Annotated in this window: 13 protein-coding genes; 2 read left to right on the forward strand and 11 right to left on the reverse strand. The window is 68.2% G+C overall.

The window, feature by feature from the left end; all coding sequences use genetic code 11:
* Positions 1-90, forward strand: a 90-nt coding sequence (locus tag ACYQ8K_RS05690; RefSeq protein WP_459967641.1) for a hypothetical protein, incomplete at its 5' end; no start/stop codon positions are given.
* 103 nt (positions 91-193) lie between these two features.
* Here ACYQ8K_RS05690 and ACYQ8K_RS05695 read toward each other — a convergent pair.
* From ACYQ8K_RS05695 to ACYQ8K_RS05745, 11 genes are all read right to left on the reverse strand, one after another.
* Positions 194-1,744: an MCE family protein gene (locus ACYQ8K_RS05695; protein WP_459967488.1), complete on the reverse strand. Its 1,551-nt coding sequence runs from the start codon at positions 1,742-1,744 to the stop codon at positions 194-196.
* A 3-nt stretch (positions 1,745-1,747) separates the two neighbouring features.
* Positions 1,748-2,881, reverse strand: coding sequence for a virulence factor Mce family protein (locus ACYQ8K_RS05700; protein ID WP_459967642.1), 1,134 nt, complete (start codon positions 2,879-2,881; stop codon positions 1,748-1,750).
* Between the two features lie 8 nt (positions 2,882-2,889).
* Positions 2,890-4,389, reverse strand: coding sequence for a virulence factor Mce family protein (locus tag ACYQ8K_RS05705; RefSeq protein WP_459967489.1), 1,500 nt, complete (start codon positions 4,387-4,389; stop codon positions 2,890-2,892).
* Entirely contained in the window at positions 4,386-5,843 is a 1,458-nt protein-coding gene (locus ACYQ8K_RS05710) for a virulence factor Mce family protein (RefSeq protein WP_459967490.1), read from the reverse strand. Before ACYQ8K_RS05710 ends, ACYQ8K_RS05705 begins: the two co-directional genes overlap by 4 nt.
* On the reverse strand, positions 5,840-6,871 hold the full coding sequence (locus tag ACYQ8K_RS05715; protein ID WP_459967492.1) for an MCE family protein: 1,032 nt from the start codon (positions 6,869-6,871) through the stop codon (positions 5,840-5,842). The genes ACYQ8K_RS05710 and ACYQ8K_RS05715 overlap by 4 nt, the downstream gene beginning before the upstream one ends.
* Positions 6,868-8,082 carry an MCE family protein gene (locus ACYQ8K_RS05720; RefSeq protein WP_459967493.1) on the reverse strand — a complete coding sequence of 405 codons (1,215 nt, stop codon included), beginning with the start codon at positions 8,080-8,082 and terminating at the stop codon, positions 6,868-6,870. The genes ACYQ8K_RS05715 and ACYQ8K_RS05720 overlap by 4 nt, the downstream gene beginning before the upstream one ends.
* Before the next feature lie 5 nt (positions 8,083-8,087).
* Positions 8,088-8,957 carry an ABC transporter permease gene (locus ACYQ8K_RS05725; protein WP_459967495.1) on the reverse strand — a complete coding sequence of 290 codons (870 nt, stop codon included), beginning with the start codon at positions 8,955-8,957 and terminating at the stop codon, positions 8,088-8,090.
* Position 8,958: 1 nt separating this feature from the next.
* Positions 8,959-9,756 carry an MlaE family ABC transporter permease gene (locus tag ACYQ8K_RS05730; RefSeq protein WP_459967496.1) on the reverse strand — a complete coding sequence of 266 codons (798 nt, stop codon included), beginning with the start codon at positions 9,754-9,756 and terminating at the stop codon, positions 8,959-8,961.
* Entirely contained in the window at positions 9,753-10,475 is a 723-nt protein-coding gene (locus ACYQ8K_RS05735) for a FadR/GntR family transcriptional regulator (protein WP_459967497.1), read from the reverse strand. Before ACYQ8K_RS05735 ends, ACYQ8K_RS05730 begins: the two co-directional genes overlap by 4 nt.
* Before the next feature lie 83 nt (positions 10,476-10,558).
* Positions 10,559-11,506, reverse strand: a complete 948-nt coding sequence (locus ACYQ8K_RS05740; RefSeq protein ID WP_459967498.1) for a class I SAM-dependent methyltransferase — start codon at positions 11,504-11,506, stop codon at positions 10,559-10,561.
* A 2-nt stretch (positions 11,507-11,508) separates the two neighbouring features.
* On the reverse strand, positions 11,509-12,459 hold the full coding sequence (locus ACYQ8K_RS05745; protein ID WP_459967499.1) for a class I SAM-dependent methyltransferase: 951 nt from the start codon (positions 12,457-12,459) through the stop codon (positions 11,509-11,511).
* Between the two features lie 156 nt (positions 12,460-12,615).
* On the opposite strand from ACYQ8K_RS05745, the gene ACYQ8K_RS05750 reads away from it, so the two are divergent.
* Positions 12,616-14,991 (forward strand): lysylphosphatidylglycerol synthase transmembrane domain-containing protein, encoded by a 2,376-nt coding sequence (locus tag ACYQ8K_RS05750; RefSeq protein WP_459967500.1) that lies wholly within the window; start codon positions 12,616-12,618, stop codon positions 14,989-14,991.

The following is a 14,991-nucleotide window of genomic DNA, read 5'->3' on the forward strand; positions in this document are numbered from 1 at the left end:
GTCGCGCCCTGCCCCGGGCCCCTCGGCGAACGCGCCGACTGGTGGTGGTACACCCCCTTCCAACCCCAACCACCACCGACAACCAACTAACTGAAAGCTCAAACACATTGGGGCATCCAGTAATTCGTTCCCGTTGTCGGCCGGCTACCGCGCCGTGGACATCGAGGCCGCCGACGCACCGCGGCCCGCCGTGTCAGCCCGCGGGCCCCAGCATCTTCTTCCAGCCCTGGTCACCGATGTTGGCCGAGTTCGCCACCGAATACACCACACCGTCGGGGCCCACGACCATGCCGCTGCGCACGTCGTACAGCGCCGCGGGCGGCGCGCTCGGGGTGTACGTGCACGGGTTCGGCTGCTGCCCGTTGCACACCACGGTGCCCGATCCCGGCCGCTGCAGCGGATCGCTGATCGGCGGTGGGGTACCCGGCAGCTGGTCGGCGGGAAGCGGGTTGACGCCGTTGTCGACCGACGGCGCCGGGATCACCAGGCCCGGTTTCACGGGCTGGTCACAACGCGCGCTCGGTGCGGGACAGGTCAGTATCTGATCGGGGTCGCCATACCAGGGGTTGGTGCCCGCCGGCACGTACGGTTCGGTGCTGCGGCACTCCCGCGGGGTCGCCGCCCGCTTGCCCGGCGCATCCACGCACGGGTAATTACGCGCTCCGCGAACGACATTCGTCGCATCCATCGGGATCTTGCAGTAGGTGCCGGCCGGCAGCGGCGCGGTGCTGGTGTCCGCGGGCGCGCGCCACTGCGACGCCGGCAGGAAACCGGTCAGGCACGGCGGTGGCTGGTTGAGCGAGATGGCGCCGACCCCGAGCGCGGCCTGGCCCGGCGATTGCGCGGTCACCGACTGGGCGATCGCCCCCGACTGCGGCAGGAACACCAACGCCTGCTCGACGCCGTTGTGATAGCGCTTGAGCATGTCGATCACGACCTCGAGATTGGCCAGCGTCTGCGGCAACGAATCCCGCACGCCACCGAAGGTGGCGTTCACCTGTGCGGCGGTCGGCGCCGCGTTGGCCAGGATGCCGCGCACCGACCGATCCTGCTGCGCGGTCTGCGCGGCCAGGGTGTTCAGGTTGGCGGCCCAACGCCCAATCGCGCCAGCGGAATCGGCCTGGCTGTCGATGATGGGCGCCGCACGTTCGACGATGTCGTCGACATCCCCGATACTGCCCTGGAAGTCGTGCGCAATCGCCTGGGTGGCGTCCACCAGGCGCCGCAGCGACGGCCCCAGCCCGCCCACGGCCTGCGACGCCTCGTAGAGCAGCGACGCGACCTTGTCTTTGGGCAGCACCGCCAAGCCACGGTTGGCGGCATCCAGGGCGGGACCGATCTGGCTGGGCACCGTGCTCTTGCTGATCGTCTGGCCATCCGCCAGATACGGACCGCGGTTGGCGGTCGACACCAGGTCGAGGTACTGCTCGCCCACCGCGGAGACCGAGTGCACGTTGGCCGACGCGTCGGCCGGTATCCGATAGCCGTCCTCGATGCTCATCGTTGCGCGGGCGCCGCGCTCGGTCGGTTCGACCCCGGTGACCTTGCCGATGGTGATTCCCCGATAGGTGACGTTGGCCGTTCGATACAGCCCCCCGGACTGCGGCAGCTCGGCGTAGAGGGTGTAACGACCGACGCCGACCAGACTCGGTATCCGCAGGTAGTACCAGCCAAGGACCACCACCGCGGCCACCGCCACGGCCGTCAGCAGCACCAGCTGTGTTTTGATCATGCGGGGCAACATCTTTCATTCACCCCTTTCCACCAGCGGCCCGCCGGGCGCGTCGTTCGGGTTGGGCGTGTAGCGGACATCCGGGATCATGGTGTTCGGGTCCCGGCCCCACGACTGCTCGAGCGCGCGCAGCGCGCCCGAAAGGCCGGTGCCGGTGAGCATCGTGTTGTCGATGGTGGACAGCGTCAGGTCGAGCGCGGCGGACACGTTGACGTAGTCACCGCGGATCACCTGGTTGACGTCGTCGATGTTGAACGGCGCGGTGAGGCCCAGTTTCAGCGCGCCGGCCACGAACGGGGAGGCCGGGACGAGTTGGCCCAACGGTCGTTGCAGCGACAGCAGGCTCCGGTAGAGATTGGGCCGGGTATCGACCAGGGCCCGGTTGGCGGCGCTGCTGAATCGACCCAGGGATTCGGTGGCGTCGGCGAACAACTCGCGGGTATCGGCGAAATGCTGTATCAGGGGCGGGATGTCGGTCAGGACCCGGTCCAGCGTTTCCCTGCGGTTTGCGAAGATGGTCAGGAGTTCATTGCTCGAATCGATCGCACGGGTGAGGTCATCGCGTTGCCGGCTCAATTCGGTGATGAAAGTGTCCAGCCGGCCGAGGAATTCGCGAATCTGCTCGGCGTGTCCATCGAGGATGCTGACGACCTCGGTCTGAATCGCGTCGAGGTTCGCGATGCCGCCGCCATTGAGGATCACCGCCACGCTGGCCAGCGTCCGCTCGACGGTCGGATAGGCCGAGGAATCCTTCAAGGGGATCGTGTCGCCGCTCTTCAAGCGTTGCGCGGATGGGTTTTTCGGCGCGGCCAGCTCGATGTGCTGGGTGCCCAGCAGGCTGGTCTGGCCGATCTTCGCGGTCGCATTCGCCGGGAGCCGCACGCCGGGATCGAGATCCAGCCTCAGCGTGGCGATCCAATTCTTCAGGGTGATGGCCCGCACCGTGCCGACCCACACGTCGGCGACCCTGACCCGGCTGTTGGTGTTCAGCGCCAGCGTGTCCGGCATCTGCACGTAGATCGTCATGTGGTCGGCACCGGTGCCGTGGCCGACCGGCAGCGGCACGTCGGCGATGCCCCGCCAATTGCAGGACGTCAGCATCGCGGCGACCAGCAACACCACCACCCCACGGCGGGCCGCCCCGGTCATCCGGCGCGTCACCGGCCCGGCCCCGGCCGTGCGGGCGGCGAAAACCACGGCGGGGCCGCGGGATTCGACTCATCATAGGCGTTGGGCGGTCCGGAGGAGTTGGTCCCCGGCGGCGGTGGCGCGGCGTCTTGGCCCCCCATCAGCTCGGTCAGGGAGTCGGGCGTGAGCATGTCGGCGGTGAACGGCTGGACCTGCGTGCCCTGCATCCCGGGCGCGACCACCCACCCCGGCTCGTGGTTGCCATGCGAAAACGGGGTATCGCGCGAAAAGATCCCCGGGACCGTGGTGTCTTTGTATCCGGGCGGCGGGTGCAGCCGCTCTTCGGAGTACGCCACCTCCTTGGGCAGGGTGGCCGCGGAGTTGAACGGATTCAGGCTGGCCGGCGGGTAGTTGAATTTGATGGCGTCGAGCACCGGGGCCAGATACTGCGCGCACAGTTCGGCCGAATCCTGATAGCCCAGGCGGCTGCCGGCCTGGATGGCGCTGCACAGGAAGTGAATGGGGTTGGCGAAGTTGGGAAACACGAACAGGCCCACCAGCGAGCTGTGTGCGGGCTGGTAGAGGTTGTTGAAGTTGCCGGCAAAGGTGGGCAGCACGTGCAGGGCGGTTTCCAGACCATCTCGGGGCTCGGGTTGCAGGATCGTGGTGGTCACGTCGCCGAGGTTGTCGACGTCGTGGGTCAGGACGGACCCGTTGTCGTTCAAGAACTTTCGGGCGGAATCGAGGACGTCGTCGAGGTGGGTGATGGTGTCTCCCACCTGGTGGTCGGATTTGGTGAACCAGTCGGTGAACTGGGCCAGGTTGTCGTTGAGCGCGACGAACTGTTGCTTGTGCTGATACAGCGCCGTGACGAACTCGGCCAGGCTTTTGGTGATGGCGACGAAGTCCCCGCGGCCCTCGTTGAGCGCGGTCAGCGCCTGCGACAAGCTGTTCAGGGTGTCGTTGACCTGCTTGCCCTTGCCGGCCAGGTTGTCGGCGGCCGATTCGATGACGTCGCCGAACGGCCCCGCCGGCTGCCGGGGTGTCGGGCCCAGCTGCCGCAAAATGCCGTTGATGGAGTCGCGCAGCTGATCCCACTCCACGGGCACCTGGGTACGCTCGATCGGGATGACGTCGCCGTCGCGCAGCACCGGGCCGCCGGTGTACGGCGGTGACAACTGGATGGTGCGCGAGGCCACCAGGCTGGGGTTGAGGATCGATGCGGTGGCCCTCGCGGGCACCCGGTATTTGTTGTTGTAGTGCAACGTGACTCGCATCTTGTCGCCGGCCGGCTCGATCTTGTCGATCGAACCGACCCGCACCCCCATGATCTGAACCCGGTCACCCGGGTAGAGGGCGAGGGTCTCGGAGAAGTACGCGACGACCGTCGTCGTGGTGAGTTTCCGGTAGAGCTGAACTCCGGCGGCCGCCGCGGTGAGGACGAAGACCGCCGCCAGCCCCGCGACCACCAGCACCCGGGCGGACACCTTGGGCAATCGCAGATTGCGGATGTCGAAGATGGTGCTCATCGGTCGCTGCCCCCTCGCTGCTGGGTCGGACCCGCCGGTCCCAGGTTTTCGGTACGCGCCCCCGGTGGCGCGTGCGCCGGCAGCGGAACCGGGGTGCCGGGAACGTCCGGCGGCGCCTCACCCGGGCGACCCGCGCTCGGGATGCCAGGGCCCGGCGCCGGCCCGTCCGGGTTGGGCTGCGACGCCTCGACATCGAGCGGGGCCGGGAACCCGCCGGGGACCGGGCCGAACGGGCCCTGGCCGGAAAGGGCGCACGGCAACGGATTTCCGGGGCGCGGCGGGCTGTCGGCGGCCGACGTGTACGAACACGGCGATCCTGGTGGGACGGCCGGCCCCGGATGGTCCGGGGTGCCCTCCAGCACCGGCGGTCCCGGCGGTGGTGCGCCATTGGGCAACCGGGTGCCGTTGGGGTCGGGCCAGCGGAACGCCGGTAGCCCCGCGCTGCGCCAGAAGTTCTCCGGGTCGATGCCCCGCTTCTTGAACGCCGCGTCGACCCACGGCTGAAGGACTTGGTAGGGAAGCAGATTCGCGACGATGGCCTTGAAGAACGGTCCGGACGCCACCGCTTCGGTCAGGGACGCGGTGTACCTGCTGACCAGCATGAGCACATCGGACAGTTCCTTCTTGCGCTTGACCAGCTCGTCGCTGACCGTGCCCAGCTGCTGCAGCACATGGTGCGCGTTGGGGTTCTCCTTGATGAACCCGGACACCTGCGTCGACACCGCCGACACGTTGCTCAGCAGAATGCTCAGCGCCTGGCTGCGCTGTCGGAACGCGGCGAGCAGGGTGTTGGCGTTGACCAGGAGGCCGTCGACCTGCGGGCTTCGGTCGCCGAGCACCCGGGTGATCTTGTCGGCGTTGGCCAGCAGTTGCTTGATCTGATCGTCGCGATGGCCGATGGTGCCGGAGAATTTGGCCACGCCGTCGAGGGCGGCCTTCAAGTGCGGCGCGGTCTGATCGAACGTCTCCGACAACACGTTCAGCGACCGCTTGACGACGTCGATGTTCCAGTCCGTCGCCGCCTTCGTGACATCGACGAACGCGTCGTAGATCTGGTAGGGCGTCGTGGTCTGAGCGGAGGGAATCATCCCGTTGGGCTGCAAGGGATCCGAGCCGCGCGGCTGGATCGCCATGTTCTTGCGGCCGAGGAAGGTATCGGTGCGGATCGCGGCGCGGCTCTGCGTCCCGACCGTCTTGCCGGGCATCGAGAAGCCGACCAGGACCCGGTCGCCGCGGATCACCAACGAGTTCACCAATCCCACGTTCACCCCGGCGATTTCCACCTTGTCGCCGACGTTGATGCCCCCGGTGTCGGAGAACTGCGCGTAGTAGGTCGGCGTGGCGAACAGCATCGGCACGCTGGTGAAGCTCTGCCCCACACCGACAACGAGCAACGTCACCAGCGTGCCCATCAGGCCGACGCGGGTGCGGTTGAACTCCGTCAGCGTTCTCATTGCGGGGTGCACCTCCCGGTCGGCTGTCCGAAGAGCTTGATCGTGCGCACCGGACCGCCGGGCTGCAATCCGTTGACTTTGATCGAGATGTCACACAGGTAGAAGTTGTAGAAGTCGCCGTAGATGCCGCCGGCGCGGCCGATGACGCGGAAGGCGCCCGGCAGTTTCTCCAGCACGTTGTCCAGGGTCGGCAGGTCGTTGATCAGTGATTGCTGGATGCCCTCGAGGTGTCCGAGCGTGCCGTGCAGCGGTGACCGGTCCTCGCTCAGCAGACTTGCCACGGTTCCGGCCGCGTCGCTGATGTGCGCCGCCGCCGCGGCCAGCGGATCGGCCCGGTTCTTCAAGCCGGTGATCAGCAGCTCCAGCTTGTCGACCGTCCGGTCGAACTCCTTCTCGTGCTTGACGGTGGTGGCCAGCACGGTGTTCAGGTTGTTGATCACCTCGCCGATCGCCTTGTCGCGGTCGGCCAGCGCCGCGGTCAGTGCCGCGGTCTGGTCGAGGATGTCGTTGATGGTGGCGCCCTGCCCCTGAAACACCGTGATGATCGACTGGGCGATGCTGTTCACCTTGTTGGGGTCCAAAGCCTTGAACAGCGGCCGGAACCCGCCGATCAGCGCGTCGAGGTCCAGCGCCGGCTGGGTGCGCTCGAGGGGGATCTCGCCGCCCGGGGGCAGCGGTCGCCCACTCGCACCGTGCTTGAGCTCCAGGTAGCGGTCACCGATCAGGTTGAGGTAGCGGATCGACGCGGTCGTCGCCTGATCCAGCGGCAGCGTTCGGTCCACGTTGAACTCCACCAACACCCGCGAGTCGCCATCGGTCAACGTCACCTTGGAAACCTTGCCCACCTCGACGCCGGACGCGCGCACGAACTGCCCGGCCCGCAGCCCGCTCGCGTCGGTGAACACCGCGGAGTACCCGGTGGTGCGGTCGAATCGCACCTGGCCGAACACGACGATGATCATCACGGTGAACAACGCCAGCACGGACCAGAAGACGCCGAGTTTGACTGCGGTACCGGTGATTTTCATGGGTTGATCGTGTTCTCCCCGTACTGGCGGCCCCAGACGAATTCGGTGGCCAGCGGCTGACCGATTTCGAGGTGGTTGTAGGGCGCCAGGCTGGCGCCGGTGTCCATCACCAGATACGGCGCCGGCCACAGGTCCCGGGTGATCTTCTGCCAGCAGCCCGGCCGGCCGCCGGGGCCGCCGTGCGCGTTCACCCGCGGCAGATTGTCCGGATAGACATAGGGATTGGGCGCACCGATGATCGATCCGGCCGCCGCCAACGAATAGCCGTTGCCGCCAGCGGCTTTCGCGACCTCCGGGGCGGCGTCGTGGAAATTGCGGATCATGCAGAACAGTTCGGGGCTGTAGGTGTCGAGCAGATCGGCGGTGGGCACCAGGTCCGCGGCCCCCCGCGCGAGGTACGGCCCGCCGTTGGCGAAGATGTCTTCGCCGTTGTGGCCCACGCCCACCGCCGCCAACAGCGCGGCGTCCAGGTCGCCCTGTTGGCGGGTCAGGGTCCGCGCGGTGGTCACCGCGTTGCGCAGGAACTCCCACAGGTCGGGCGAGGCCTTGGTGTATACCCGGGCCAGATCCGTCAGGCGGCGCACGTCGTAGCGAATCTGCGGCATTCGCGGATTCAACTGCGCCAGAATCTCATTGCCGTTGATGATGGACTCGCCGAACTTGCCGCCCAGCCCGTCCAGAGCCTGCGCCAGCGCGGACAGCGTCGCGTTGAGCTCGATCGGATTCACTTTCTCGGCTATCGAGGTGACCGTCTCGAACAATGTGTTGAATTCAGTGGTCACCGACCGCGCATCGATCACGTCGCGTGGCGAGATCCGCTGCCGCGACGCGTTTTCCGGAGCGACCAACGACACGTACTTGTTGCCGAACAGGGTTGCCGCCTCGATGTTGGCCACCACGTTCGCCGGAATCAGACTGATGTAGCGCGGATCCACATCCAACAGCAGCTTGGCGGCCGGGGCACCGTCCCGCTCTATCTCCGAGATGCCGGCCACCCGGCCGATCTCGACCCCGTTGTAGGTGACCTTGGATCCCGGCTCCATCACCAGGCCGGCCCGGGTGGCGACCATCGTCAGCTCGGTCTTGGGCGTGAAGTCCCCGCGAAACTGCAGGTACACCAACGTCAGAACCAGGCCGCAGACCAACAGCAGGATGACGCCCTCGACGTACACCCACGCGCGTCGCCCCGTCCGCGGCACCGGCGTCGCCATGGCCGTTACACCGTCAGGTTGAAGTTCGGGTCGACGCCGTAGAGCGCCAACTGGGCGAGCAGGACCACGACCACCACCGAGACCAGTGAGAATCGCATCGATCGACCGACCGCCTGGCCCACGCCGACGGGGCCGCCGCTGGCGGTATAGCCGTAGTAGCAGTGGGTGATCATCACCACCACCGCGATGATGACGACCTCCAGAACCGACCAGCCGACGTCCTCCGGCCGCAGAAAGGTGCGGAAGTAGTGCTCGTAGGTGCCGTTCGACTGCCCGTAGAACACCGTCGTGACGACCTGGCCCGACGTGAAAGCCATGTCGAGGGCCAGCGCGTACAGCGGCACGATCACCCCGAGGCCGCCCAGGATCCGGGTGGAGACCAGAAACGAAATCGATTTGATGCCCATGACTTCCAGCGCGTCGATCTCCTCGCTGATCCGCATGGCGCCCAGCTGGGCGGTCGCGCCGGCGCCGACCGTGGCGGCCAGCGTGACCCCGGCGACGATCGGCGCGGCGATGCGTGTGTTGGCCAGTGCGGCAAAGAATCCGGTGAACGCTTCGACGCCGATGTTGCCGAGCGACGCGAAGCCCTGGATCGCGATCAGCGATCCGCCGGACAACGTCACGAACCCGATGATCGCGACCGTGCCGCCGACGACGGCCATCGCGCCGGTGCCCATGCCGATCTCGGCGACGAGCCGCAACGTCTCCCGCCGGTAATGGCGCAGCGCCCACCCGATCTGGCCGACGCTGATCCGGGCGAACCGCGCGAAAATGCCGATCTGCCAGAGTCTTCGGGACGTTCCGCCGCCATAGCGGCTGAGGCTGGCGGCCGTTCGGGGATAGCGGGCGCGCAGTACTGCACCGGTCGCCATATCAGCGGCCCGTCCCGAACCGCACGCCGATCGTGGTCAGCACCACGTTGACGGCGAACAGCGCGATCACGCACAGCACCAGCGTCTCGTTGACGGCGGTGCCGACGCCCTTGGGGCCGCCCTTCGTCGTCAGGCCGCGATAGCATCCGACCAGCCCGGCGATCGTTCCGAAGATGGCCGACTTGACCACCGAGATGACCACCTCGGGCAGGCCGGTGATCAGGGTGAGGGTGCCGACGTAGGCGCCCGCCGAAATGTGTTGGATGAAAACACCGAACACGAACCCGCCGACCAGGCCGATGGTGATCACCGCGCCGTTGAGCAGGGTGGCGACGATGGTCGCGGCGACGACGCGGGGGACCACCAGCCGGTGGATCGGATCGATGCCGAGCACCTCCAGCGCGTCGATCTCCTCGCGGATGGTGCGCGCGCCCAGGTCGGCACAGATCGCCGTGGATCCGGCACCGGCGATCACCAGCACGGTGGTCAGCGGGCCCAGCTGCGTCACCGCGCCCAAAGCCGCGCCGGCGCCGGAGATGTCGGCGGCACCGAACTCCGCCAGCAGGATGTTGAGCGTGAAGATGATCAGCACGGTGAGCGGAATCGCGACGGCCAGGGTGGGCAGCAGCGAGACGCTGGTGATGAACCAGCCCTGCTCGATCGTCTCCCGCCACTGAAAGGGCCGCCGGAACAACGCCTTGCCGGTCAGCACGCAGGTCCGGAAAAAGCCGCCGACCGCGTCGATTCCGGGCTGAACCTGCCCGCGAAGATACGTGGCGATCACGGTCTGGGTGCTCATCGCCGCGCCTCCCGCCGTTCGAGCGCGGCGATCATCGTGGAGTTGGCGAGTTCGAGGACGCCCCGGGCGGCTGTGCCCGCTTCGGCCGCATCTCCGGCGCAGATGACCTCGGCCAGTTTCCGGTACGCGTCCGTGCGGTTGGCCTCGGCGTCCATCGCGGTGGCCAGGGCGATCAGCGCCCGCTCGTACGCCGCGCGGAAAGGGTTGTACATCAACCGGAATACGATCGAGCCGGAACTGTCGACCATGTGGTCCCAGAACCCGAGGGTGTCACGATGCCACTCGGCCGGGCTCTCCGCGCCCTCCATTCGGCGCAGCGAATCTTCAAGCAGCGCAGCCAGTTCGGGGCCGTGTTGCTCGGCCGCCAACTCCGCGACCTTCGGGCCGATGCGCAGCCTGGTCTCGAGGATGCTGCGGAACACGCTCGCGTCGAGTTCGCCCTGGCGAAACAACAACTGGGGCAGCAGATCAAGGCCGGCGTGCCGGCGGAAATCCCGGACGGTCGTGACGCCGCCCTGGCGCACCTCGACCAGGCTGGCGGCCGAGAGCCGCTTGAGCGCCTCGCGGACGGCGGGGCGAGACACCCCGAATACCTCCGCCAGCCTGCGCTCGCTGGGCAGCGGCGAACCCGGCTGCATCTCGCCGCTGAGCACATCGGTCGCGATCTGGTCGAAAACCGCTTCAGGCACCGATCGGCGAATTACCGGCTGCAGCGCCATGCGGCCAGTGTGGCTGGCCGACCGCCAGTCAGGTGGTCAGACCACCGGCGTGTCGCGAATCTTTCCGAGTCTTTGCGGGGCGGCTAATTCGCCGAGCGGTGCGCCGCCACAAACAGATTCCCGGGCACGTAGTCGCGGACCTCCTCGGGCGCCGCGCGCCCGTACCCGGCCATCAGCTCGTCGGCAGGCGTCACCGTCACGTCCCAGCCGTGCCGGCCGAACCACTCGCCGACGTCCTCGCGCTCCTCGAAATACCAGAGCTCGTCGGTCCGGGGCACCTGACGGTCCGGGTCCACGCCGGCCATCAGCCCGCGGATCCGGTCCATCCGCTCACGGCGCTTGGCGCGGAACTTCGGGTCGAGGAACGTCGGACCCAGCGCCTCCACGGCGACCCGGCTGCCGGGAACGGTCAGCCCCTGAATGCGATCGAACAGCAGGTCCTGGGCGGCGGCGGGCAGATACGGCATCAACCCCTCGGCCGACCAGACGCTGGGCTCGGAGGCGTCAAATCCCGCCTGCCGCAACGCGGCCGGCCAATCCTGGCGCAGGTCCACCGGCACAGCGACCCGGTTGCAGGCGGGCTGCGCCCCGTGCTCGGCCAACGTGGCGGCCTTGAAATCCAGCACCCGGGTCTGGTCGAGCTCGTAGACCGTGATGCCCGCCGGCCAGGGCAGCCGCCAGGACCGCGCGTCCAGCCCGGCCGCCAGGATGACCGCCTGCCGGATGCCCGCGCCGACGGCGTCCAGGAAGAACTTGTCGAAAAACGCTGTGCGCGAAGCCATGTAGCCGAGCATCGACTGCATCTGCAGCGGCAACGTCGGTTCGGCCTCGACGACCTCGTCCGGTAGCTCGCCCGCGGAGTGCCAGTTCCACACGCCGTCGCCCGCGGCGTCCAGGAACACCTGCGCGAACGGGTCTGTGATCAACGGGTTTTCGTTGCGGGTCTCCGCCGCACGGGCCGAAGCGACTCCCAGCGCGGTCGCCCCCACGCTTTCGGTGATCGCCCAGCTGTCGTTGTCGGTCCTCGCCATCCTCAGTGCCTTCCCTTCCGCTGCGCCGCCACGAACAGCGTCTGCGGCGTGGCATCGTCGATGTCTTGTGGTGGTCTGCGGTCGTAGCCGGCCATCAGGTCCGGCGCCGGGGTGACCGTGACGTCCCAGCCGTGCCGGCCCAGCCAGTCCCCGACGTCTTCGCGTTCCTCGAAGTACCAGAGGTCTTGCACGTCGGGAATGTCGCGGTCGGGCTCCAGTTCGGCCATCAGGTCGCGCACCCGCTGCATGGTCTGGCGCTGCCGGTCGCGGGCGCCCTCGTCGAGGAAGTCGGGTCCGGGCGCCTCCACGGCGATCCGGCTGCCCTGCGCGCCGAGCGCCTGTACCCGCTCGAACAACAGTTCCTGGGCGGCCGCCGGCAGAAACGGCAACAGCCCCTCGGCCGACCACACGCTGGGCGCCGCGGCGTCAAATCCGGCCCGCTGCAAAGCGGACGGCCAGTCGTGACGCAGGTCGACGGGAACGCTCACCAGCTCGCAGGTCGGCTGGGCACCCTGGTCGCGCAGCGTCGACGCCTTGAAGTCCAGCACCCGGGGCTGATCCAGCTCGTACACCGTGGTGCCGTCCGGCCAGGGCAGCCGCCACGCCCGCGAGTCCAGCCCCGCCGCCAGGATCACCACCTGCCGCACGCCCGAGCCGGTCGCGTCGAGGAAGAACTGGTCGAAGAAGGCCGTCCGCGCGGCCATGTAGTCGACCATGCCCTGCATCCGCGGCTTGAGGTCGGGATCGATCTCGGCGACCTGGGCGGGCAGGTTGGGGGCCGCGAACCAGTCCCACATGCCTTCCCCGGCGGCCCGCAGGAACACCCGGGCGAACGGGTCGCTGATCAGCGGGTTCTCGCTTTCGGTTGCCGCGGCCCGGGCCGCCGCCACACCGAGCGCCGTCGCCCCCACGCTCTCGGTGATCTCCCAGCTGTCGTTGTCGGTCCTGGCCACGCCGGTGCCTCCCCAATTCGCTAGCACGCCTATGTACCCGACCCTACGCGCGCCGGATGAGTGGGAGCTGTCAACGGACCGGGTATTGAGTTAACTTGTCGGCGGGCCGGTTAGCAGGCCGAAAGCACGGCGTCAGCGCGAATCCGAAGGATGCACATGCGAGTTGACGGGCGCGACATCGTCGTCTCCGGCAACTTGCTGCATCCGTTGACCCGGCGGACCAACGACATCCTGCGGCTGGTGCTGGCCTTGCTGTTCCTGGCGGTGGTGATCACGGGTTCGGTGATCACCCGCCCGCAATGGATCGCGCTGGAAAAATCCGTTTCGCAGATCGTCGGCGTCTTGTCGCCGACGCAATCCGATGTGGTGTACCTGATCTACGGATTGGCCATCGTGGCATTGCCGTTCATGATCCTCATCGGCCTGATCGTCGCCGGACAGTGGAAACTGCTGGGCGCCTATGCCGCCGCGGGGTTGAGTGCGATCGTCTTGTTGTCGATCAGCGGCACCGGGCTCGCCGCGCCGCGGTGGCACTTCGACGCCCTCGACCGGCTGACCACGCTGCCGGCGCAATTGCTCGACGACCCCCGGTGGATCGGGATGCTGGCGGCGGTGCTGACGGTGTCGGGGCCCTGGCTGCCGGCGCGCTGGCGGCACTGGTGGTGGGCGCTGCTGCTGGCCTTCGTCCCCATTCATCTGGTGATCAGCGCGATCGTCCCGGCGCGGTCGTTGGTCGGCCTGGCGGTCGGATGGGTCGTCGGCGCACTGGTGGTGCTGGTGGTCGGCACTCCGGCACTCGAGGTGCCGCTGGATGCCGCGGTGCGCGCCCTGGCCAAGGGCGGCTTCGCCGTCTCGCGTCTCACCGTGGTCCGCCCGGCCGGCCGCGGCCCGCTGATCCTGTCGGCCGACGGCGAACACCTGGGGGAGACGGCGCTGATCGAGCTGTACGGCCCGCATCAGCGCAGCGGCGGCGCGCTGCGCCAGCTGTGGGGAAAGCTGCGGCTGCGCGACACCGAGACCGCGCCCCTGGTGACCTCCATGCGGCGGGCCGTGGAGTATCGGGCGTTGATGGCGATCGCCATCGGTGATGCGGGCCTGTCCAACACGACGACCGTCGCCGTCGCCCCCCTGGACCGCGGGTGGATGCTCTACTCGCACCGGCCCCCTCAGGGCACGCCCATCGCCGAATGCGCCGAGACGACTCCCGTTGGGCGACCGTGGGAATCGCTGCGCGTCCTCAACGACCGCCAGATCGCCCACGGTGACCTGCGCAGCCACCACATCACGGTGGAGGACGACACCGTGATGTTCGGCGGGTTCGGCAGCGCCGAATACGGGGCGACCGAGGCTCAGCTTCAATCCGACATCGCCCAGCTGCTGGTGACCACCTCCTCGCTCTACGACCCGAAGTCGGCGGTGCGCGCGGCGATCGACGTGTTCGGCAAGGACACCATCTTGAGCGCGTCCCGTCGGCTCACGAAAGTCGCTGTGCCGCGCCGTATTCGACGGTCGGTACCCGACGCCGGCGCCGTCATCTCCGGCGCCCGGGCCGAGGTCAAGCGTCAGACCGGTGCCGATCAGATCAAGCCGCAGACCATCACCAGGTTCACCCGCAGCCAGATCGTCCAGCTGGTGCTCTTCGGCGCGCTGGTCTATGTGGCATACCCCTTCATCAGCACGGCGCCGACGTTCTTCTCGCAGCTGAGGACCGCGAACTGGTGGTGGGCGCTGCTGGGCCTGCTGGTGTCGGCGCTGACCTACGTCGGCGCGGCCGCCGCGCTGTGGGCGTGTGCCGACGGCATGGTGAACTTCTGGACGCTGTCAATCGCCCAGGTGGCCAACACTTTTGCCGCGACCACCACCCCGGCGGGCGTCGGCGGGCTGGCGCTGAGTACCCGGTTCTTGCAGAAGAGCGGCCTGTCGGCGATGCGGGCGACCGCGGCGGTGGCGCTGCAGCAGTCGGTACAGGTGATCGCGCATCTGGCGCTGCTGGTCTTGTTCACCGCCGCGGCCGGCGCCTCGATGAACCTGCGGCATTTCGTGCCGAGCGCGACGCTGCTGTACCTGATCGCGGGCGTCGCGCTGGGCATCATCGGCACGTTCCTGTTCGTGCCCACGCTGCGCAAGTGGCTGGCGACCGAGGTGCGGCCCAAGCTGAACGAGGTGGTGACCGATCTGGTGAAGCTGGCCCGCGAACCGCGGCGCCTGGCCCTGATCCTGCTGGGTTGCGCGGGCACCACCCTTGGCGCGGCGCTGGCGTTGTGGGCCAGCATCGAAGCCTTCGGCGGCGGAACGACTTTCGTGGCCGTCACGGTGGTCACCATGGTCGGCGGGACGCTGGCGTCCGCGGCGCCCACACCCGGCGGTGTCGGGGCGGTCGAGGCGGCGCTGATCGGTGGCCTGGCCGCGTTCGGCGTGCCGGCGGCCGTCGGCGTGCCGTCGGTCCTGCTGTACCGGATGCTGACTTGCTGGCTACCGGTGTTCGTCGGGTGGCCGGTGATGCGCTGGCTGACCACCAACGAGATGGTCTGA

This window comes from Mycobacterium sp. MUNTM1 (assembly GCF_054660795.1).

Bases quoted from the DNA above. Each gene is read 5' to 3' on its own strand.
- ACYQ8K_RS05735 (WP_459967497.1), bottom strand. From the start codon at position 10,475: ATGGCGCTGCAGCCGGTAATTCGCCGATCGGTGCCTGAAGCGGTTTTC.
- ACYQ8K_RS05705 (WP_459967489.1), bottom strand. From the start codon at position 4,389: ATGAGCACCATCTTCGACATCCGCAATCTGCGATTGCCCAAGGTGTCC.
- ACYQ8K_RS05695 (WP_459967488.1), bottom strand. From the start codon at position 1,744: ATGTTGCCCCGCATGATCAAAACACAGCTGGTGCTGCTGACGGCCGTG.
- ACYQ8K_RS05730 (WP_459967496.1), bottom strand. From the start codon at position 9,756: ATGAGCACCCAGACCGTGATCGCCACGTATCTTCGCGGGCAGGTTCAG.
- ACYQ8K_RS05725 (WP_459967495.1), bottom strand. From the start codon at position 8,957: ATGGCGACCGGTGCAGTACTGCGCGCCCGCTATCCCCGAACGGCCGCC.
- ACYQ8K_RS05750 (WP_459967500.1), top strand. From the start codon at position 12,616: ATGCGAGTTGACGGGCGCGACATCGTCGTCTCCGGCAACTTGCTGCAT.
- ACYQ8K_RS05740 (WP_459967498.1), bottom strand. From the start codon at position 11,506: ATGGCGAGGACCGACAACGACAGCTGGGCGATCACCGAAAGCGTGGGG.
- ACYQ8K_RS05700 (WP_459967642.1), bottom strand. From the start codon at position 2,881: ATGACCGGGGCGGCCCGCCGTGGGGTGGTGGTGTTGCTGGTCGCCGCG.
- ACYQ8K_RS05720 (WP_459967493.1), bottom strand. From the start codon at position 8,082: ATGGCGACGCCGGTGCCGCGGACGGGGCGACGCGCGTGGGTGTACGTC.
- ACYQ8K_RS05715 (WP_459967492.1), bottom strand. From the start codon at position 6,871: ATGAAAATCACCGGTACCGCAGTCAAACTCGGCGTCTTCTGGTCCGTG.
- ACYQ8K_RS05710 (WP_459967490.1), bottom strand. From the start codon at position 5,843: ATGAGAACGCTGACGGAGTTCAACCGCACCCGCGTCGGCCTGATGGGC.